The sequence below is a fragment of the Macromonas bipunctata genome (genome assembly GCF_002837135.1).
Lineage (GTDB): Bacteria > Pseudomonadota > Gammaproteobacteria > Burkholderiales > Burkholderiaceae_C > Macromonas_A > Macromonas_A bipunctata.
The window spans coordinates 36,375-56,349 of sequence record NZ_NWBQ01000078.1; the positions used below are offsets into that span (position 1 = coordinate 36,375).

A 19,975-nucleotide genomic window follows, 5' to 3' on the forward strand; every position below is an offset into this window, starting at 1 on the left:
GTGAACAGCAACTGGGCGCAGTACGCTTGGGTACCGATCACCCTGTTTGCGGCACTGGCCCAAACCGGGCGCAACGCAGCACAACGTTCGCTGGTGGCACAGGCAGGTACGATGGGGGCCACACTGGCGCGGTTTTTGTACGGTCTGCCCTTGGCTGGGCTGTGGGTGTTGGCCTTGTACCTGGTGCCCAGCACAGGAGCTGTGGGCTGGCCCGCGTTCGGTGGTCGCTACGTTGGCTGGTTGCTGCTGGGCGCAGCGGGCCAATTGTTTGCCACCGCCTGCCTGCTGGCGGCCATGAAGCAACGCAACTTTGTAATTGGGGTGGCGTTTTCCAAAACGGACGCATTGCAAGTGGCGCTGTTTTCCACCGTGCTGCTGCACGAGTGGCCCAGCGTGCCCGTGTTGCTGGCCATGTTGGTGGCCACAGCGGGCGTGCTGCTGTTGTCGCCACGCGGCAAGGGGGGCACCATGGCCACCGATAGCCCCACACCGTGGGCAGGCTGGGCCGTGGTGTACGGTTTGGCCTCTGGGGCGGGTTTTGCATTGTGTGCGGTGGGTTTTCGAGGTGCAGCACTGGCGTTACCCGATGTGTCACCGTGGGTGTGCGCGGCGTGGAGTGTGCTGCTGGCACAGGCCATACAGTCGGTGGCGCTGGGTGCGTGGCTGCTGTGGCGCGATGCGGCAGCGCTGCGCTCGCTGGTCACGCAATGGCGCGTGTCGATGACCGCCGGCGGTGCCGGCGCGCTGGCCTCCATCGCGTGGTTTACTGCTTTCGCCATGACCTCCGCCGTGCATGTGCGCACACTGGGCATGGTGGAGGTGGTGTTCAGCTACGCGGTATCGCACTTTGTGCTGCACGAACACACCAGTTGGCCACAACGTGTGGGCCTGACGCTGATTCTGGCGGGGGTACTGGGGCTGGTGCTGGCCTGAATCACTGCGCCAGCAAACGCAACACCTCATCGGTGGTGGTGGGGCGCACCACGCGCGCCACTTCTTGCCCGTCGCGCAACCACACCAGCGTCGGCCACAACTTGACCTTGAAGCTGCGCCCCAACGGGCGGCCCGGGCCGTCTTCTACCCGCACGCAATGCACGCCGGGGTGTTGCACCAACGCCTGCGTCAGTGGGGCGGCGGCGGCCTGGCAGTGGCCGCACCAGTCGGTGCCAAACACCAGCAGCGCGGTGCCGGGCCGTTGCTCCACTTCGGCGCGGGTCAGATCGGTGTGGCCGAAGGCGGTGTCTTGGATGTGTTGCATGGTTCAAACTCCTTTCGCTCCACCACCACAAAGCCGGTGGCAAAGTCGGTTTCATCGCTGACGCTGACGTGGGCGCTCAAACCGCGCTCGACAAACCACGCCTGCAAGGTACCGTGCAGCAGCACAGCGGGCTGGCCGTTGTCGCGGTTCAGAATTTCACAATTGTGCAGGGTCATGGGTGGCCGCACGCCCAAACCGATGGCCTTGCCCAAGGCCTCTTTGGCCGCAAAACGGGTGGCCAGATAGCGCACCGCCCGCTCTGGCGACTGCTGATGGCGCTGGTGCCAGATGGCCAGTTCGGTGGGCCCCAGCACTTTGGCGGCAAAACGCTCACCGTGGCGCTCCAGCGCGGCCCGGATGCGGCGCACATCGCAAATGTCGGTGCCGATGCCGTAGATCATGGCTGCTGCGCGGCTTCAATGCACGCCAAGTAGGCCTGCACGGTGGCGGTGTAGCCCAGTTCCAGCGCATCGGCAATCAGCGCATGGCCAATCGACACTTCCTGCAACCCCGGTACACCGCGCACAAAGGCGGTCAGGTTGTCGCGGTTCAAATCGTGGCCCGCGTTGATGCCCAACCCGGCCTCCAGCGCCGCCTGCGCCGTGGCGCGGTAACGCTCCAGTTGCTGCGCCTGCGTGGCGTGGCCCCACGCGGCGGCGTAGGGTTCGGTGTAGAGTTCGACGCGGTCGGCCCCCACGGCGCGGGCCAACGCCATCGCTTCGGGTTGCGGGTCCATGAACAGGCTCACGCGCACGCCCAGCGCCCGACATTCGGCAATCAGCGGGCGCAGGCGTTCGCCGTCCTGGGCCAGGTTCCAGCCGTGGTCGCTGGTGAACTGGCCTTCGCCGTCGGGCACAAAGGTGGCCTGGTGGGGCCGCACTTGGCGGACGATGTCCATCAGGTTCTGGAACGGGTTGCCCTCGATGTTGAACTCGCGCTCGGGCCAATCTTGCATCAAGGCGGCCAAGTCGAATACGTCCTGCTCGCGGATGTGGCGGCCATCGGGGCGCGGGTGGATGGTGATGCCCTGTGCGCCGGCCTGCAGGCATTGCTGCGCCGCGCGCGTGACGCTGGGAATGCCCAGGTGGCGCGTGTTGCGCACCAGCGCCACCTTGTTGACGTTGACCGACAAGGCGGTGGCGGGCGTGGCGGCAGGCACAGATGCGTGGGCGTTGGTCATGGTGCGGAATGTCTTTCCAAAAAGTGCCCGCCCCTTGCACATTGCACTGGGGCCAAGCGTTCAGTCGGCCAGCGGGTGGGCGCGCAGGCGCTGCACATCCAGCAGCAACTGGCGCGTCTGGAACACCCGCACCCCGCTATGGTAGTGCAGCAAGGTGCGCAGCAGCGGGCGCAAGGCCTGGCCACAGGCACCGCTGCACACCTGGCACAGCGCGGCCCAGGGCTGGGGCTGATCCAGCGCGTGCTGCAGCGCCAGCCAGTGCTGCCCGCGCAGGCCGTGGGTGTGCGTGCGCGGGGCGTGCGGCGTCAGGGGCGGCGGGCTGGGGTGCAGGCCGCTGTCGGGCCACAGGTGGTAGTGGGTGTCGGGCTGCAAGGGCTGCAGGGTGGCGCTGTCCTGGTGCAGCAGCGGCAGATAGCCCAGCTCGCGCAGCAACAACACCTCAAACGCGCGCAACACCGCCGCCTGCACCGTCCCAGCGTGGGGCAAGGACTGCGATCGGGCTAGCGCCGCCACCGCCTGCGCGTAATGGTCAAACAGGGGCGGATGCGGGTCGTCGCGCGCCAGCAGTTTCAGCACCAATTCGTTGAGGTAATAACCCGCCAGCAAAGCCTCGCCACTGGGCAAGGTGTAACCGCCCTGCCAATGGGCGGCCTTGAGGGTACGCACCTCGGCCTCGCCGCTCCAGCTCAGGCGCAGCGGTTGCAGCGGCAGCAGCACGGCGCGGAACTGCGAGGTCGGGCGCTTGACGCCCTTGGCCACCAGCGCCACGCGGCCGTGCTGGCGGCTCAACACCTCCAGGATCAGGCTGGACTCGCTCCACGCGTACTGGTGCAGCACAAACGCCGGTTCGTCCAGGGTGCGCGGCACCCGAGGCCGTCCGCTGGCCATGCGCGGCGGTTTACTCGTAGCCGAACGAGCGCACGCGCGCTTCGTCGTCGGCCCAGCCCGAGCGCACCTTGACCCACAGCTCCAAAAACACCTTACCGCCCCAGAGCTTTTCCAATTCCTGGCGCGCCTCGGTGCCGATGCGCTTGAGCTTCTCGCCCTTCTCGCCAATCACCATGCCCTTGTGGCCGTCGCGCTCCACCACAATGGTGGCGGCAATGCGGCGCAACTTGCCCTCGTCCTCGAACTTGTCGATGATGACGGTCGAGGTGTACGGCAGTTCGTCGCCGGTCAAGCGGAACAGCTTTTCGCGCACCATCTCGGCGGCCATGAAGCGTTCGCTGCGGTCGGTCAGCTCCTCGGCATCAAACATCCAATCCTGTTCGGGCAGGTATTTTTCGGCAATGGCGTAAAAACGCTGCACATCCTTGGCGTTCTTGGCCGACATCGGCACGAATTCGGCAAACGGGTGGCGCTGCTGCATCTCGGCCAGCCACGGCGCAATGTCGCCCCGGCGGTGGATCATGTCGAGCTTGTTGGCCGCCAAAATCACGGGGATGTTCTGCGGCAGCAGCTCCAGCACCTTGGCATCGGCCTGGTTGAAGCGGCCCGCCTCCACCACCAGCACAATCACGTCCACGTCCGACACCGCACCCAGCACGGTTTTGTTGAGCGAGCGGTTCAGGGCGTTACCATGCCGGGTCTGGAAGCCGGGCGTGTCGACAAACACAAACTGCGTCGGCCCCACCGTGCGCAAACCCGTGATGCGGTGGCGCGTGGTTTGCGCCTTGCGCGAGGTGATGCTCACCTTTTGCCCCACCAGCGCGTTGAGCAGCGTGGACTTGCCCACGTTGGGCTTGCCGACGATGGCCACGTAACCGCAACGGTGCGGGCCTTGCGGCACCTCGGTGGCGGCTTCGGCGCCGGGCAGCGGTTCGCCGTCACCGGCCACGGGCTTGCCCAGCGCACGCGCCAGCATGGTGTCCAGATCGTTGGGTGCAGCAGCGGCAGCGGCGGTGGGGAGCTTGGATTTGGGGTCGGTCATGGCTTCAAGGCTTTCAAATGCTGCAACATCGCGGCAGCGGCGGCTTGTTCGGCGGCCCGGCGCGAGGCGCCGGTACCGGTCTGGATTTGCTGCAATGCAGCGACTTCGCACGCCACGTCAAAGGTCTGGCGGTGCGCCTGGCCGTGGGTGGCCACCACGCGGTACACGGGCAGCGCGAGCTTGCGGCCCTGCAGCCACTCCTGCAACGCGGTCTTCGCGTCTTTGGTGGAGGCTTGCATGGTCGGGTTGATGTCCACGTCGCGGTACAGGCGCAGCACCACCTGGCGCGCGGCTTCAAAGCCGGCATCCAGATACACCGCGCCCACCAGCGCCTCCACCACGTCGGCCAGGATGGACGGGCGTTGCTGGCCGCCAGAGCGCAATTCGCCCTCGCCCAGCCGCATGGCGTTCGAGAGGCCCAGCGTCTTGGCAATATCAAACAGGGTTTCCTCGCGCACCAGGTTGGCACGGATGCGCGACAGCTCACCTTCCGACAGGCGCTGCAACCGCTCGTACAGCAGGCCCGACATCGCCAGCCCCAGCACCGAATCACCCAGAAATTCCAGCCGCTCGTAGTGGTCGGCCGAGAAGCTGCGGTGCGTCAGCGCGCGCTCCAGCAGATCCGGGTTGGCAAACGCATGCCCCAGGCGCTGTTGCAGCGCCAGCCATTCAGGATTCAAAATCCACTCACTTTCCATCCATAACTTCAATCGGAGCGGCCCGCGTAGCGCATCACCAGATACGCCGGGCCGAACAGGTGGATCTCGCGCTCGTACTCGAACGCCACCACCACCTGGTTGTTGTCCTTGCTGATCTGCAAGTCGTTGCCGCTGAGGGCGCTGATGTCGTCAATGCTGGCGGCCTTGTTGAACAGCGCGCGGATCTCGGCCACCGTGGTGCCCGTGGCCGCGCGGTTGACGGCCTTTTGCACCGCCTGGTACTCGATCAGGGTCGGCACCAGCCGGGCCAGCAGCACCACCAGCAGCGCCACCACGGCCCCCACCGCCAGCATGCCCGGCACGCTCACGCCACGTTGTCGATGTCTCATCGCCTGCACTCCGGAAAAGGTTGCGCCAGCGCACATCTTAAGGCGCCACAGGCTTAATCAAAACCGCCAATGCGCTTGAGGTTGCCAAAATTCATCCAGACAAAGAAGGCCTTGCCCACGATGTTGGCCTCGGGCACAAAGCCCCAGTAGCGCGAATCGAGCGAGTTGTCGCGGTTGTCGCCCAGCATGAAATAGTGCCCGGCGGGCACCTTGCACACCACGCCTTCGGCGCTGTAGTGGCACTGGTCCTTGAAGGCAAAGCTGCTGGCGCCTGGAATAAAGGCCGGGCGCTCGGCGTCGTTGAGGGTGCGGTAGGTCTTGCCGCCCAGCTGTTCCTCGAACTGCTGCGCGTAGCGCATGCTGTCGGCGTCAAAGAACTCAGGCTGCGCCGCCTTGGGCACCGGCTGGCCGTTCACGGTCAGGCGCTTGTTGAGGTAGGCCACCTCGTCGCCCGGCACGCCCACCACGCGCTTGATGTAGTCCAGGCTGGGCTGGGGCGGGTAGCGGAACACCATCACGTCGCCACGCTGCGGCTCGTGGTTGGCGATGATCTTAGTGTTGAGCACCGGCAAACGCACACCGTAGTGGAATTTGTTGACCAGGATCAGGTCGCCCACGTGCAGCGTCGGGATCATGGAACCCGATGGAATCTTGAACGGCTCGAACAGGAACGAGCGCAGCACGAACACCACCAGGATTACCGGGAACAGCCCGGCGGTCCAGTCCAGCCACCAGGGCTGCATCAGCAGCTTTTGCTGCGCAGGTTCGATGTCGCGCGCCTCGGGCTGGACGCCCATGCGCTCCAGCTCGGCGTGGCGCTGGGCGTGGGCGCTGGCCAGGGCCTGGGCGGCGCGGCGGCGTTGCGGCAGAAAGTACAGCCGCTCCGCCACCCAGTACACGCCCGACACCAGCACCGCCAGCAGCAGCAACAGGGCAAAGTTGCCCTCCACCAGCCCCATGTACCAGGCGCCGCCGTAGGCCACAAAGGCGGCCAGCACCACCGAGGTGACGGCGGCCATTTTCTGTTCGCTGTCGGCCATCATCAATCTTCCACCTGCAGAATGGCCAGGAAGGCCTCTTGCGGCACCTCCACCGAGCCAATCTGCTTCATGCGCTTCTTGCCCGCCTTCTGCTTTTCCAGCAGCTTGCGCTTACGGCTGATGTCGCCGCCGTAGCACTTGGCCAGCACGTTCTTGCGCAGCGCCTTCACCGTCTCGCGCGCAATGATGTTGGCCCCGATGGCCGCTTGAATGGCCACGTCAAACTGCTGGCGGCTGATGATCTCGCGCATCTTGGCCACCACCGCCCGTGCGCGGTACGCCGACTGGCTGCGGTGGACGATGATGGACAGCGCGTCCACCTTCTCGCCGTTGAGCAGGATATCGACCTTGACCACATCGGAGGCGCGGTATTCCTTGAACTCGTAGTCCATCGAGGCGTAGCCCCGGCTGACGGATTTGAGCTTGTCGAAGAAGTCCAGCACAATTTCGCCCAGTGGCAACTCATAGGTCAACATGACCTGCTTGCCGTGGTAGGCCATGTTGAGTTGCACGCCGCGCTTCTGGTTGGCCAGCGTCATCACCGCACCCACGTATTCCTGCGGCATGTACAGGTGTACCGTCACAATCGGTTCGCGGATTTCCTGGATGCGGCCCACGTCGGGCATCTTGGACGGGTTCTCGACCATGATGACTTCACCGTCACCCTTGACCACCTCATACACCACGCTGGGCGCGGTGGTGATGAGGTCTTGGTCAAACTCACGCTCCAGCCGCTCTTGCACAATTTCCATGTGCAGCAGGCCCAAAAAGCCGCAGCGGAAGCCAAAGCCCAGCGCCTGCGACACTTCTGGCTCGTAGCGCAGCGCGGCGTCGTTGAGTTGCAGCTTTTCCAGCGCATCGCGCAGTTGGTCGTACTCGCTGGCCTCGGTCGGGTACAGGCCGGCAAACACCTGCGGCTGCACTTCCTTGAAGCCGGGCAGCGCCTCGGTGGCAAAGTCCAGGTTGGCGCCGCTGCTGGTCTTGACCGCCGTGATGGTGTCGCCCACCTTGGCCGCTGTCAGCTCCTTGATGCCCGCGATGATGTAGCCCACCTCGCCCGCCTTCAGCGCCGGACGCGGCTCGTTGTGCGGGGTGAAGACGCCGAGCTTTTCGGCGTTGTACAGCGCGCCGGTGGCCATGAGCTTGATCTTGTCGCCCCGGTTCAGGGTGCCATCGACCACGCGCACCAGCATCACCACGCCCACGTAGGCGTCGAACCAGCTGTCGATGATCATGGCGCGCAGCGGGCCGTCGGGGTTGCCCTTGGGCGGGGGCACCTGCGCCACCACCAGCTCCAGGATTTCCTCGATGCCCATGCCGGTCTTGGCGGAGCACGGAATGGCCTCGGTCGCGTCAATGCCGATCACGTCCTCGATTTCGGCGCGCGCATTGTCGGGGTCGGCGTTGGGCAAATCCATCTTGTTGAGCACCGGCAGCACCGTCACGCCCAGATCGAGCGCGGTGTAGCAGTTGGCCACGGTCTGCGCTTCCACGCCTTGCGACGCATCCACCACCAGCAGCGCGCCTTCGCACGCGCTCAAGCTGCGGCTGACTTCGTAGGAAAAGTCCACGTGGCCGGGGGTGTCGATCAGATTCAGGTTGTAGACCTGGCCGTCCTTGGCCTTGTAGTGCAGCGCGGCGGTTTGGGCCTTGATGGTGATGCCGCGCTCTTTTTCGATGTCCATCGAATCCAGCACCTGCTCGCTCATTTCGCGGTCGCTCAGGCCCCCGCAACGCGAGATCAGGCGGTCGGCCAGGGTGGATTTGCCGTGGTCGATGTGGGCAATAATGGAAAAATTGCGGATGTGGTTCATCACGGGTATTCGGTTCGGACAAGACTGGTGGTGGATTTTGCGGTGCTGGCCAGACATCACGCAAAAAAGGCGCGCCTGGGCTGACGCGCCTGCAGACCACCCGCTCTAACGGCCCAGGTGGGGTCTTGATTGTAGGCAAAAACGGTTTTTCAACGCGCAGCGGGCTGGATGAGCGCGTATTGTGCCCATTCGCCCCGGCGCACCAGCAGGTGGAACGGGCGTTTCTGGTTCACGCTGGCCAGCGCGGCCTCCAGCTCCTTGACGTTGCCGACGGTCTGGTTGCCCACGGCCACCACCACATCGCCCTCGCGCAGGCCGGCGCGCGCGGCCGCACCCGACACCTCGTCCAGGTACACGCCGCCCTTGAGCTTGAGCTCCTGGCGCTGCTCCGCGCTCAGGTCACTGCCAAGCAGGCCCCAGCTTTGCGCCAGTTCCGAGCCCTTGGCCTTGGCGGCGGGCACGGCCGGGTCGGCCTTGGCCACGCGGTCGGGCTCCACCTCGCCCACGGTCAGGCGCAGGTCACGCTGCGTGCCACGGCGCCACACCGTCAAAGTGGCCTTTTCGCCCGGGCGGGTGTTGCCCACCAGGCGCGGCAAGTCCGAGAAGCGCTCGATGCGCTTGCCGTTGAAGGCCAGCACCACATCGCCCGGCTCCATGCCCGCCTTGGCGGCCGGGGAGCCCTCTTCCACGCCCCGCACCAGCGCACCTGCGGCCTTGGGCAGGCCCAGCGACTCGGCCAGCTCCTGGCCCACCTCGTCAATCGAGACGCCAATGCGCCCGCGCGTGACCTTGCCGTGGGCGCGCAACTGCTCCGACACCCGCACCGCCTCGTCCATAGGGATGGCAAACGAGATGCCCTGAAAACCACCCGAGCGCGAGTAGATCTGGCTGTTGATGCCCACCACCTCGCCGCGCAGGTTGATGAGCGGGCCGCCCGAGTTGCCGGGGTTGATGGCCACATCGGTCTGGATGAAAGGCAAATAATCGCCCGTCTCGCGCTGCTTGGCGCTGACGATGCCAGCGGTGACGGTGTTCTCCAGCCCGAACGGCGAGCCGATCGCCATCACCCACTCGCCCACGCGCAGGCGGCCCACGTCGCCCACGCGCACCGGGCGCAGGCCCTGGGCGTCGATCTTGAGCAGCGCCACGTCGGTGCGCTTGTCGGCGCCCACCACCTTGGCCTTGAACTCGCGCTTGTCGGTCAGGGTCACGATCAGCTCGTCGGCGTCCTCGATCACATGCGCGTTGGTCATGATCAGGCCGTCGCTGCTGAGCACAAAGCCCGAGCCCACGCCGCGCGGGCGTTCGGCCTCGCCGCGCCCGTGCGGACTGCGCGGCCCGGCCCCCGGCGGCACCGGCAGGCCAAAGCGGCGGAAGAATTCGAGCATCTGCTCTTCCTGGCTGCCGGGCTTGGGGCCAGCGGCGCGTTTTTCCAGCGTGCGGATGTTGACCACCGACGGCCCCACGCGCTCCACCAGCGCGCTGAAATCGGGCAGGCCCGACACCAGCGGCGCCGCGACAGGCGCCTGCATCGGGGCAGGAGCGGCGGCCAGCGCCGGGGCGGTGGTCTGTGCCACCACCGGGCCCTGAGTGGCCGACCACAGCAGCACTGCCACACTGGCGGCGGCCACCGAGGCCAGGGCGGTGCGCGGCCAGCGGCGGCGCGCGGCGACAGACAAGACAGCAGAAACAGGCATCACATCACACTCCACAAAACAACAGTCCCTCACATGGGGGCCAGCGCCGCAACATCAACGTACCCGCGCGCCAAATCGAGCAGCGGCATCACTGCTCAGCGTTGCGGTTTGTCGTAGGTGGCGCTGCGCACAAACCCTGCTGGCACCTGCAATGCCGAGGTGCCATCCAACTTGCGCTGCGCACTCAACAAGGCTTCCAATTGGGGATCGCGCAGCACCAGGCCGTGCTCGGTCCACACCGGCACGGACGCGGCGGGCACCGCCTGGGCAGGGGCTTGGGCCAGTTGCGGGCCAGCGGCACCGCCAGCGGGCGCCACCGTCACCTGCCACGCCACCGACACCACGGCGGCCAGCGTCGCCACACCGGCCACCCACTTCCAGCGGAACACGGCGTCGTTGGCGGCCTCGCCAGCCACGGCGCGCGGCCCAGCCTGCGATGGGGATGCCACCGGCAACGGCACCACTACTGTGGCCGACTGGGGCGTGGGCTGCGCGGCGGGCAGCGGCTCCTGCGCCACGCGCTGCATCACTGCGGCCACAAAGGCGGCATTGGCGGGCGGCAGCGCGCCTTCGCCGTGGCGCAGCACGTCGCCCAACCAGTGGTATTCGCCCCAGGTCTGGCGGGTGTGGGCGCCACTGGCGGCGTCGGCCAGCAGTGCGTCCAGCTCGGCGGCGTGGTCTTGGGCCAGCAGCTCGGGCGCGTCCATGCAGAACGACACACGCTCGGCGGCCTCGCGCACCTGGGGCGGCAGCGGCGGCGGGGACTCGGGGGCACAGGCATCAGGTTTCATCGGCATGGTGGATTCGTTGGTTAATGCAGCCACAGCAGCAACACACGCACGGCACGCGGCCTACCAGCGTTTGCCCGTCTGGCGCTCCAGCATCGGCTTGATGCGGGCGGAGATCGCCTCGCGGGCCCGGAAAATGCGCGAACGCACGGTGCCGATCGGGCAATCCAGCGCCTCGGCAATCTCGCCGTAGCTCAGGCCGTCGATCTCGCGCAGCGTGATGGCCTGCCCCAGTTCCTTGGGCAGGGCCTCCAGCGCGGCGTTGACGGCCTGCGCAATTTCCTTGCTGGCCAGCACCGCTTCCGGGGTCTCGGGGTCGCTGCCTGCCAGCGTTGGTTCGTATTCGGCGCTGGAAGTTTCATCGTCCTGGTGCGCCTGCAGCGTCGTCATGCTGATGACGGGGTCGCGCTTGAGCTGCAGCAGCTGCTTCTTGGCGGTGTTGACGGCGATGCGGTAGAGCCAGGTGTAGAACTGGGCCTCGCCCCGGAACTGGCCCAGCGCGCGGTAGGCACGGATGAAGGTTTCCTGCGCGATGTCGGGCACCAGGTCCACGTCGCGCACCATGCGCCCGATCAGGCGCTCCACCCGGCGCTGGTACTTGATCACCAGCAGCTCAAAGGCGCGCTGGTCGCCCGCCAGCGTGCGCTGCACCAGCATGGTATCGCCATCGGGCGCGGCATCGGGGGGGGCGGCTTGGACAGGGTCGGTCATGAAGGAGGCAGGATGTGGCGGGCCAATATACCCGAAGCGCCACCGCTACAGCGGGCGGTGGGCCTGCAGGGCGCGGCGCAAGTCGGGCCAGCGCGCGGGGTCGGCGTCGCGCTGCAGCCAGACCAGGGCGTACAACCCGGCCGCGTTGTGCAGGCGCAGCAGCAAGGCATTTTGCGCGTCCAGCACGCAATCCAGCCGCTCCACCGGCGTGCCGTGGCGGTAGGTGGCGCTGTGCCAGCTCCAGTCGCCCGCCGGTGTGGCGGCCACGCGCGGCACATCGGGGGCCAGGGCGGGCGCGGCCTGCCAGCGCAAGCGGCCCTGCACCGGGTGGCGGCGCTGCCAGTGCCCCAGCGCCAGCAAGGCCAGCCCGGCCACGGCGGCGCCCCACCACGCACCCGGCAGGGGCCACACGCCCCACGTCCAGGCCCACAACGCCTGCACCAGCAGCCAGACCAGCGCCGCCGCCAGCGTCACGCGCGCGTCCAAAACAGAACGCCCCGCCGGGTATTCCACCGAAGGGGCGCTGTGCATGGAAGGCGGGGGCCGTCAGGGTGGCAGGCTGTGCGCTTACACGCGCCTGAACACCAACGAGCCGTTGGTGCCGCCAAAGCCGAAGTTGTTCTTCAGCGCCACGTCGATCTTCATGTCGCGCGCGGTGTTGGCGCAGTAGTCCAGGTCGCACTCGGCGTCCTGCTCGAAGATGTTGATGGTGGGCGGGCTCTTCTGATGGTAGATGGACAGCACGGTGAACACGCTCTCGATGCCACCGGCACCGCCCAGCAGGTGCCCGGTCATGGACTTGGTGGAGTTGACCACCACCTTGCGCGCGTGGTCGCCCAGCGCGGCCTTGATGGCGTTGGTCTCGTTCACATCGCCCAGCGGCGTGGAAGTGCCGTGCGCGTTGAGGTAGTCCACCTGGTCCGGGTTGAGCCCGGCGTTGCGCAGCGCATTGAGCATGGCGCGGCGCGGGCCGTCCATGCTGGGCGCCGTCATGTGGCCAGCGTCGGCGCTCATGCCGTAGCCCGACAGTTCGGCGTAGATCCTGGCGCCACGGGCCTTGGCGTGTTCGTACTCCTCGAGCACCAGCACGCCCGCGCCCTCACCCAGCACAAAGCCGTCGCGGTCTTTGTCCCACGGGCGGGAGGCGGTCTTGGGGTCGTCGTTGCGGGTGGACAGCGCGCGCATGGCGGCAAAACCGCCCACGCCCAGCGGCGAGATGGTGGCCTCGGAGCCACCGGCAACGATGACGTCGGCGTCGCCGTACTCGATCTTGCGGGCCGCCTCGCCAATGCAGTGCAGGCCCGTGGTGCAGGCCGTGACCACCGCGAGGTTGGGCCCCTTGAAGCCAAACCGCATGGACACGTGCCCGGAAATCATGTTGATGATCGAGGCCGGCACGAAGAACGGCGAGATGCGGCGCGGGCCACGGCTCGTCAGTTCGGCGTGGGTGTTCTCGATCAAGGGCAAGCCGCCGATGCCGGAACCGATGATGCAACCAATCCTGCAGGCTTCTTCCTCGCTCAACGCTTCGCCCACGGGCAGGCCAGCATCGGCCACAGCCTGTGCTGCCGCTGCAATGCCAAAGTGGATGAAGGTGTCCATCGTCCGCGCCTCCTTGGCGCTAATGTAGGACTCCAGATCGAACCCCTTGACCTCGCCCGCGATCTTGCAGGCGAAGTTGCTGGCATCAAAATGGGTGATGAGGTCGATGCCGGACTGACCGGCAAGCAGGTTGGCCCAGGCCGTGTCCACCGTGTTGCCCACGGGAGACAGGCAGCCCAGACCGGTCACGACGACACGGCGGCGGCTCATGGATGCTTACTTCTGGTTGGCCAGTGCGTAATCGATGGCGTTTTGCACGGTGGTGATCTTCTCGGCGTCTTCGTCGGGAATCTCAATACCGAACTCGTCTTCCAGGGCCATCACCAGCTCCACGGTGTCGAGCGAGTCAGCGCCCAGATCGGCCACGAAAGCCTTCTCGTTGGTGACTTGACCTTCTTCCACACCGAGTTGTTCGGCAATGATTTTCTTCACACGTGCTTCGATATCGCTCATAGTTCCCTCTGAGGGTGGTTAAAAACAGCAGGCGCCATTTTAGCCCGATGGCCGGGGCGCTTTTCAAAATGTGACTTGGTTGCGGGAAAACCCCGCACCGGGCGCCCGGGCATCAGGCCATGAACATGCCGCCGTTGACGTGCAGTTCCTGCCCCGTGATGTAGCCCGCCAACGGGCTGGCCAGGTAGGCCACGGCGTGCGCCACGTCGGCGGGCTGACCCAGGTGGCCCAGCGGAATTTGCGCCAACAGGGCTTGTTGCTGCGCCTCGGGCAAGGCGGCGGTCATGTCGGTTTCAATAAAACCCGGTGCCACACAATTGACCGTGATGTGGCGGCTGCCCAGCTCGCGGGCCAGCGCGCGCGTCATGCCCGCCACACCGGCCTTGGCGGCGGCGTAGTTGGCCTGCCCGGGGTTGCCCGACGCACCCACCACGCTGGTGATGCTGACGATGCGGCCATAACGCTGCTTCATCATCGGGCGCATCACAGCACGGCTCATGCGGAACACGGCCTTGAGGTTGGTGTCGAGTACCGCGTCCCAATCGTCGTCCTTCATGCGCATGGCCAGCGTGTCGCGGGTGATGCCCGCGTTGTTGACCAGCACGTGCAGCGCGCCGTATTGCTTGAGGATGCCGTCGATCAGGGCCTCGGCTTCGGCGGCGTTGTTCACGTCCAGCTTGGCGCCCTGGCAGCCCGCAAAGGCGGACAAGGCTTGGGTGATCTTGGCGGCACCGTCTTCGGAGGTGGCGGTGCCCACCACCTTGAGGCCCTGTTGCGCCAGGTGCAGCGCAATGGCGGCGCCAATGCCGCGCGAGGCGCCCGTCACCAGGGCCACCTGGCCCGGGAATGCAAGTTCAGCAGACATAAAAATCTCTCTTATTCGGTTCAGAACACAGCGGCACGTACGCCGCTGCGCGCATCAGGCGGCCAGCAAGGCCTGGACTTCGGCCAACGTGGCGGGGTCGCACAGGGGGGCGCTGGCCAGTTCGGCGTCGATGCGCTTGACCATGCCCGCCAGCACCTTGCCGGGGCCGCATTCCACCACGGTGGTGATGCCACGGGCTTTCAGCGCCTGCACGCTTTCCACCCAACGCACCGGGCCAAAGGCCTGGCGGTAGAGCGCATCTCGGATGCGGTCGGCGTCGGTTTCCACCGCCACGTCGATGTTGTTGAGCACCGGAATCTGCGGCGCACCGAACACGGTAGCGGCCAGTTGCGCTTTCAGGCGCTCGGCAGCGGGCCGCATCAGGCTGGAATGGAACGGGGCCGACACCGGCAGCGGCAGCGCGCGCTTGGCACCGTTGGCCTTGAGCTGCGCGCAGGCGGCTTCCACCGCGGCCTTGCTGCCCGCAATCACGGTCTGGGCCGGGTCGTTGAAGTTGACCGCTTCGACCACCTCACCACTGTCAGGCGCAAACGTGGCTTGCACCTGGGCACAGCCTTCGCGCACTTTGTCGGCGGCCATGCCCAGAATGGCGGCCATGGCGCCCACCCCCACGGGCACCGCGTCTTGCATGGCCTGGGCCCGAAAGCGCACCAGCGGAGCGGCCTGGGCCAGCGTCAACACGCCCGAGGCCACCAGCGCCGAGTATTCGCCCAACGAGTGCCCAGCCACCACGGCGGGCAAGGCCCCACCTTCGGCGCGCCACACACGCCAGGCGGCCACACCGGCCACCAGCATCACGGGCTGGGTGTTGGTGGTCAGCGCCAGCGCCTCTTTGGGGCCGGCGTGGATCAACTGGGCCACGTCCTCGCCCAGCGCGTCGGAGGCTTCCTGCAACGTCTCGCGCACCACAGGATGGTCGCCCCACGCGTCCAGCATGCCCACCGCTTGCGAACCCTGACCGGGAAATACAAATGCAAAGTTGCTCATATTCTTGCTTTTTTGAAGAAAAAATTTACAGGCGCACCAGCACCGCACCCCAGGTAAAGCCACCGCCCACACCTTCGAGCATGGCGGTCTGGCCGGGCTGCAACTGCCCTGCGCGCACCGCGTGGTCCAGCGCCAGCGGAATGGAGGCCGCCGAGGTGTTGCCGTGCTCATGCACCGTGACAACCACTTTGTCCATGCCCATTTTGAGCTTGCGCGCCGTGCTTTGCATGATGCGGATGTTGGCCTGGTGTGGCACCAACCAGTCGATGTCGGCTTCGGTTTTGCCCGCTTTGGCCAGCGCCGCCTTGGCCGCACTCTCCAGCAGACCCACCGCCAGCTTGAACACGGCCTGACCGTCCATTTTGAGCAGCGGGTCGCCCAGCACGCCGCCGCCCGAAACCGTGCCCGGCACGCACAGGATGTCGGTGTGGCGGCCGTCGGCGTGGATGTCGCTGGCCAGGATGCCGGGGCCGCTGCCGTCGTGCTGGGTGGCTTCGAGCACCACCGCACCGGCGCCATCGCCAAACAGCACGCAGGTGGTGCGGTCGTTGAAGTCCAGGATGCGCGAAAACACCTCGGCCCCCACCACCAGCGCACGGCGCACCGCACCGGTCTGGATCATGGCATCGGCCACCGTCAGCGCGTAAATAAAACCGCTGCACACCGCCTGCACGTCAAACGCCGGGCAACCCGCCGGACCGCGCGCCTGCCCCGCCGCCAGCGCGGCCTCGGTCAGCTTGCGCTGCAGGATGGTGGCGGTGGACGGGAACACCATGTCGGGCGTGGAGGTGGCCACGATGATGAGATCCACATCGGCGGCGGTGCAATCCGCCGCCTGCAGCGCGGCCAGGCTGGCCTGCAGCGCCAGGTCGCTGGCGTTCATGCCGTCGTCGGCGTAGTGGCGGGCGCGGATGCCGGTGCGCTCCACGATCCACTCGTCGGTGGTCTCGACGCCGTGCTGGGCCAGCAGGGCCACCAGGTCGGCGTTGGTCAGACGGCGCGGTGGCAAGAAACTGCCGGTGCCAGCAATGCGGGAATAGGTTCTCATAGCTCTGTGGGGGTGACTTTTCAAGCAAAAACAGCTGCCCGGCCCGTGCGCCAGCGGCAACGCCAGCGCGGCCCTGGTCAGGCGGCGTTGCTGGCGGCGGCCTTGGGGTCAGACGCGGCCAGCAGGGGCGCGGCCCGCTCCAGACGCGTCTTCACGTTGTCCAGCAACTGGTGATGGGCCGCATCATACGCGCGCCTCAAGGCGCATTCAAAAGCCACCGCGTCGGCCGAACCGTGGCTCTTGAACACCAGCCCGCGCAAGCCCAGCAAGGCCGCGCCGTTGTAGTTGCGGTGGTCTACACGGCGCTTGAAAGCGGCCAGCACCGGATAAGCCGCCAGCGCCATCAATTTGGTGCGCCAATTGCGCGAGAACTCCTCGCGGATGAAGCCGCCAATCACGCCGGCAATGCCCTCGCTGGCCTTGAGCGCCACGTTGCCCACAAAGCCGTCGCACACCACGATGTCGGTGGTGCCCTTGTAGATGTCGTTGCCCTCGACGTTGCCGTAGAAGTTGAGGTGCCCGGCCTCGGCCGCCGTGCGCAGCAGCTGGCCCGCCTGCTTGATCATCTCGCTGCCCTTGATGGCTTCCTCGCCAATGTTGAGCAGCCCGACCGTGGGCGTCTCCTTGCCGTAGGCGGCGGTGGCCAGCGCCGAGCCCATGATGGCAAACTGCAGCAGGTGTTCGGCGCTGCAATCCACGTTGGCACCCAGGTCCAGCATGGTGGTGGCGCCGCCCTTGGCGTTGGGCATGGGGCCGGCAATGGCGGGGCGGTCGATGCCGTCCAGCGTCTTGAGCACGTAGCGCGCAATCGCCATCAGCGCGCCGGTGTTGCCCGACGACACCGCCACCTGCGCCGCGCCATTCTTGACCTGGGCGATGGCCACGCGCATGGACGAGTCCTTCTTGCGCCGCAGCGCCACCTCCAGCGGGTCGTCCATCGTCACCACCTCCGAGGCATGTACCACGGTGCAGCGGCTGGCATCAAGTGCGGGCGGCAAGGTGGCCAAGGCCTCGGGCAGCCCCACCAGCAACAGGCGCGCGTTGGGCTGCTTGGCCAGGAAACTGGCGCACGCTGGCAACGTGGCGGCCAGGCCGATGTCGCCCCCCATGCAATCGACTGCGATGGTGATCATGCTTGCACCTTTTGTGTATTCTGCAATTCCAAACGACAAAGCCCGCTGTGATGCGGGCTTTGGGAAACGTGTGAACCCTGCGGGCTCAGACCGGCGTGTGGACCGGTCAGGCTTCCGACTTGCTCTTCAACACCTGACGGCCACGGTAGAAACCGTTGGGGCTGATGTGGTGACGCAGGTGCACTTCACCGGTGTTGACTTCCACGGCAATGCCCGGCACGGTCAGGGCATTGTGCGCGCGGTGCATGCCACGCTTGGAAGGCGATTTTTTGTTTTGCTGAACGGCCATGGTTGGCTCCTATGAAGTAGCAATGGTGGGAGGAACGCACCAGCCGCTGAAAACGGTTCAGGCCAGCGCAAAACCGGCGATTATACCGCGCTGGTCTTTTTGGACTCAAGTGCTTTTTGCTTGACCCTTGAGCGCGGCCAGGGCAGCAAACGGATTGGGGCGCTCGGCGGTGCTGGCGTCGGCACCGGCATCGTCCAGATCGCCCGCGCTCATGCGCACCGGCTCGGGGCACACGTCGTGCATGGGCACCAGCGGCAGCGCCAGCAGCAGCTCGTCTTCCAACAGCTGGTGCAGGTTGAAGCGGGGTTCGAGCACCAGCACGTCTTCCTCGCTGGCGTCGTCCTCGGCCAAGGCGGTGGCTTCGTCGGCCACAAAGCGGAACCAGCGGTCCACCTCCACCGGCTGCGGGTAGGGGCTCAGGCAACGCTGGCACACCTGCGGCACGTCGGCCTGCGCCTGCAGGTGCAGCCACAGCTGCGGCGCGGCCTCGGCGCTGCGCGCATGGGCGCCCGGCAGCGCAGCAGCGACCGGTACCGCGTCGCGCCACTCGGCGCGCGCCGACCACGCCACCGCCAGCGCCGAAGTGGCGCGGTCGGCCAGCGTGGGCAAGTCCTGCACCAGGCGCGCAAAGTCCGTCAGCCAGGCTCGCCCCGACAGCGGTTGGGCTTTCTGGGCCAGGGCAGACAAATCCAGCGCGGCGGGGGGGGCAACAGAGGTCATGGGCAAGGGAATCAACAAGGTGGGCGGATTTTACCGGCGCCACAGTGCGCCGGCTTGTGCCTATACTGCCCGGCATGAACATCGCCAACCTTCGCAAGAGTTACGAACGGGCCGAATTGAGCGAGGACGCCTCGCACGCCGACCCGCTGCAGCAGTTTGACCAGTGGCTGCACGAGGCCATCCGCAGCGAAATCCCGGAGCCCAACGCCATGACGGTGGCCACGGTGGGCAGCGACCTGCGCCCCAGCACGCGCGTGGTGCTGATCAAGGGCTACGACGCCCACGGCATCGTCTGGTACACCAACTACGACAGCCGCAAGGGCCGCGAACTGGCGGGCAACCCCTACGCGGCGCTGCAATTCCACTGGGTGGAGCTGGAACGTGTGGTGCGCATTGAAGGCGTGGTGGAGCGTGTCAGCGCCGAGGAAAGCGACGCCTACTACCAGAGTCGCCCGCTCGACAGCCGCATCGGTGCCTGGGCCAGCCCGCAAAGCCATGTGATTGCAGGCCGGGGCACGCTGGTGGCCAACGCCGCCAAGTACGGCGCGCAGTTTCTGCTCAACCCCCCGCGCCCGCCGCACTGGGGCGGCTACCGGCTCAAGCCACAGCAGTGGGAGTTCTGGCAGGGCCGCAAGAGCCGCCTGCACGACCGCCTGCACTACCGCCAGGAAGGCGGCACTTGGGTGCGCGAGCGCCTGGCGCCCTGACGGCGCGGCACCCGGCTGGTGTGGCGGCAGAACCCGCCGTCAGTCGGGCAGACGGGTGATGGCCTGCCCGGCCACCGCCTGCAACGCGGCAGGGGGCACCAGGGCGGGCGCGATCTCGGCCAGCGGCACCAGCACAAAGGCGCGCTCCAGCATGCGCGGGTGTGGCAGCGTCAGCTCGGGCGTGTCCAGCGTCACGTCGCCATGACGCAGCACGTCCAGGTCCAGCGTGCGCGGCGCGTTGCGGTAGGGGCGTTCGCGCCCGGCCTGCAGCTCCAGCACCTGCAAGGCGTGCAGCAGCGCCAGCGGCGCCAGCGTGGTACGCACCTCGGCCACGGCGTTGATGAAGTCGGGGCCGCTGGCCTCCCACGGTGCGGTGCGGTACAGGCCCGACGCGGCCACCAATTCGGTCTGGGGCAGTGTGTCCAACGCCGCCAAGGCGGCGCGCACAGTGGCCACGGCGTCGCCCAGGTTGGCGCCCAGCGCAATGTGGGCGGTGGTGGCGGCAGGGTTCACGCGTCGGCTCCGTAGTCCGGGCCGTCGTTGCGGTCGCCCTCGGGGCGCGGGGCGCGGTCGGCGTTGGATTTGCGGCGGCGCCGGCGGCGCTTCTTGGCCGGTGCGTCTTCGGCGCCAGGGTCGGCGGCCTGTGCATCGGCGGGGGCGCCTGCGGGCACCGCCACCGGCAGG

24 protein-coding genes are annotated in these 19,975 nt (G+C 66.9%); 2 read left to right on the forward strand and 22 right to left on the reverse strand.

The window, feature by feature from the left end; all coding sequences use genetic code 11:
• A complete protein-coding gene (locus CON76_RS11090; protein WP_240592845.1) occupies positions 1-933 on the forward strand; it encodes a DMT family transporter in 933 nt (310 codons plus the stop codon).
• Position 934: 1 nt separating this feature from the next.
• Here CON76_RS11090 and CON76_RS11095 read toward each other — a convergent pair whose 3' ends face one another.
• The 21 genes from CON76_RS11095 to CON76_RS11195 all read right to left on the reverse strand — a co-directional run bounded on the left by CON76_RS11095 (position 935) and on the right by CON76_RS11195 (position 18,584).
• On the reverse strand, positions 935-1,258 hold the full coding sequence (locus CON76_RS11095) for a thioredoxin family protein (RefSeq protein ID WP_101103410.1): 324 nt from the start codon (positions 1,256-1,258) through the stop codon (positions 935-937).
• On the reverse strand, positions 1,216-1,659 hold the full coding sequence (gene acpS, locus CON76_RS11100; protein ID WP_101103411.1) for a holo-ACP synthase: 444 nt from the start codon (positions 1,657-1,659) through the stop codon (positions 1,216-1,218). The genes CON76_RS11095 and acpS overlap by 43 nt, the downstream gene beginning before the upstream one ends.
• Complete coding sequence (locus CON76_RS11105) at positions 1,656-2,438, reverse strand: pyridoxine 5'-phosphate synthase (protein ID WP_101103412.1); 783 nt, start codon at positions 2,436-2,438, stop codon at positions 1,656-1,658. The genes acpS and CON76_RS11105 overlap by 4 nt, the downstream gene beginning before the upstream one ends.
• Before the next feature lie 60 nt (positions 2,439-2,498).
• Positions 2,499-3,326: a DNA repair protein RecO gene (recO, locus tag CON76_RS11110; RefSeq protein ID WP_101103413.1), complete on the reverse strand. Its 828-nt coding sequence runs from the start codon at positions 3,324-3,326 to the stop codon at positions 2,499-2,501.
• A gap of 10 nt (positions 3,327-3,336) precedes the next feature.
• Positions 3,337-4,368 carry a GTPase Era gene (gene era / locus CON76_RS11115; protein ID WP_101103414.1) on the reverse strand — a complete coding sequence of 344 codons (1,032 nt, stop codon included), beginning with the start codon at positions 4,366-4,368 and terminating at the stop codon, positions 3,337-3,339.
• Positions 4,365-5,066, reverse strand: coding sequence for a ribonuclease III (rnc, locus tag CON76_RS11120; RefSeq protein WP_101103415.1), 702 nt, complete (start codon positions 5,064-5,066; stop codon positions 4,365-4,367). The genes era and rnc overlap by 4 nt, the downstream gene beginning before the upstream one ends.
• Positions 5,067-5,074: 8 nt before the next feature.
• Positions 5,075-5,416, reverse strand: coding sequence for a DUF4845 domain-containing protein (locus CON76_RS11125; RefSeq protein ID WP_101103416.1), 342 nt, complete (start codon positions 5,414-5,416; stop codon positions 5,075-5,077).
• A 53-nt stretch (positions 5,417-5,469) separates the two neighbouring features.
• Positions 5,470-6,456, reverse strand: coding sequence for a signal peptidase I (lepB, locus tag CON76_RS11130; protein WP_420812944.1), 987 nt, complete (start codon positions 6,454-6,456; stop codon positions 5,470-5,472).
• Positions 6,457-6,458: 2 nt separating this feature from the next.
• Positions 6,459-8,270, reverse strand: a complete 1,812-nt coding sequence (lepA, locus tag CON76_RS11135; RefSeq protein ID WP_101103417.1) for a translation elongation factor 4 — start codon at positions 8,268-8,270, stop codon at positions 6,459-6,461.
• 149 nt (positions 8,271-8,419) lie between these two features.
• On the reverse strand, positions 8,420-9,967 hold the full coding sequence (locus tag CON76_RS11140) for a DegQ family serine endoprotease (RefSeq protein ID WP_101103418.1): 1,548 nt from the start codon (positions 9,965-9,967) through the stop codon (positions 8,420-8,422).
• A gap of 95 nt (positions 9,968-10,062) precedes the next feature.
• Complete coding sequence (locus CON76_RS11145) at positions 10,063-10,764, reverse strand: sigma-E factor negative regulatory protein (RefSeq protein ID WP_101103419.1); 702 nt, start codon at positions 10,762-10,764, stop codon at positions 10,063-10,065.
• 54 nt (positions 10,765-10,818) lie between these two features.
• Positions 10,819-11,466 carry an RNA polymerase sigma factor RpoE gene (rpoE, locus tag CON76_RS11150; RefSeq protein ID WP_240592846.1) on the reverse strand — a complete coding sequence of 216 codons (648 nt, stop codon included), beginning with the start codon at positions 11,464-11,466 and terminating at the stop codon, positions 10,819-10,821.
• A 45-nt stretch (positions 11,467-11,511) separates the two neighbouring features.
• On the reverse strand, positions 11,512-11,997 hold the full coding sequence (locus CON76_RS11155) for a hypothetical protein (protein WP_145995432.1): 486 nt from the start codon (positions 11,995-11,997) through the stop codon (positions 11,512-11,514).
• Positions 11,998-12,033: 36 nt separating this feature from the next.
• Positions 12,034-13,278 carry a beta-ketoacyl-ACP synthase II gene (fabF, locus tag CON76_RS11160; RefSeq protein ID WP_101103421.1) on the reverse strand — a complete coding sequence of 415 codons (1,245 nt, stop codon included), beginning with the start codon at positions 13,276-13,278 and terminating at the stop codon, positions 12,034-12,036.
• Between the two features lie 6 nt (positions 13,279-13,284).
• Entirely contained in the window at positions 13,285-13,521 is a 237-nt protein-coding gene (gene acpP / locus CON76_RS11165; protein ID WP_101103422.1) for an acyl carrier protein, read from the reverse strand.
• A 112-nt stretch (positions 13,522-13,633) separates the two neighbouring features.
• A complete protein-coding gene (fabG, locus tag CON76_RS11170) occupies positions 13,634-14,386 on the reverse strand; it encodes a 3-oxoacyl-ACP reductase FabG (protein ID WP_101103423.1) in 753 nt (250 codons plus the stop codon).
• A 54-nt stretch (positions 14,387-14,440) separates the two neighbouring features.
• The gene (gene fabD, locus CON76_RS11175) at positions 14,441-15,394 is read right to left on the reverse strand and encodes an ACP S-malonyltransferase (RefSeq protein ID WP_101103424.1); all 954 of its coding nucleotides are present in this window, start codon (positions 15,392-15,394) and stop codon (positions 14,441-14,443) included.
• A gap of 25 nt (positions 15,395-15,419) precedes the next feature.
• Entirely contained in the window at positions 15,420-16,442 is a 1,023-nt protein-coding gene (locus CON76_RS11180) for a beta-ketoacyl-ACP synthase III (RefSeq protein WP_101103425.1), read from the reverse strand.
• Positions 16,443-16,519: 77 nt separating this feature from the next.
• Positions 16,520-17,575, reverse strand: a complete 1,056-nt coding sequence (gene plsX / locus CON76_RS11185; RefSeq protein WP_101103426.1) for a phosphate acyltransferase PlsX — start codon at positions 17,573-17,575, stop codon at positions 16,520-16,522.
• A gap of 106 nt (positions 17,576-17,681) precedes the next feature.
• Positions 17,682-17,864 (reverse strand): 50S ribosomal protein L32, encoded by a 183-nt coding sequence (rpmF, locus tag CON76_RS11190; protein ID WP_101103427.1) that lies wholly within the window; start codon positions 17,862-17,864, stop codon positions 17,682-17,684.
• A gap of 105 nt (positions 17,865-17,969) precedes the next feature.
• Positions 17,970-18,584, reverse strand: coding sequence for a YceD family protein (locus tag CON76_RS11195; RefSeq protein ID WP_101103428.1), 615 nt, complete (start codon positions 18,582-18,584; stop codon positions 17,970-17,972).
• A gap of 74 nt (positions 18,585-18,658) precedes the next feature.
• Between CON76_RS11195 and pdxH the strand changes: the two genes are divergently transcribed.
• Entirely contained in the window at positions 18,659-19,291 is a 633-nt protein-coding gene (pdxH, locus tag CON76_RS11200; RefSeq protein WP_101103429.1) for a pyridoxamine 5'-phosphate oxidase, read from the forward strand.
• A gap of 39 nt (positions 19,292-19,330) precedes the next feature.
• On the opposite strand, the gene folK is transcribed toward pdxH, so the two are convergent.
• On the reverse strand, positions 19,331-19,804 hold the full coding sequence (gene folK, locus CON76_RS11205; RefSeq protein ID WP_101103430.1) for a 2-amino-4-hydroxy-6-hydroxymethyldihydropteridine diphosphokinase: 474 nt from the start codon (positions 19,802-19,804) through the stop codon (positions 19,331-19,333).
• Positions 19,805-19,975: the final 171 nt, after the last annotated feature.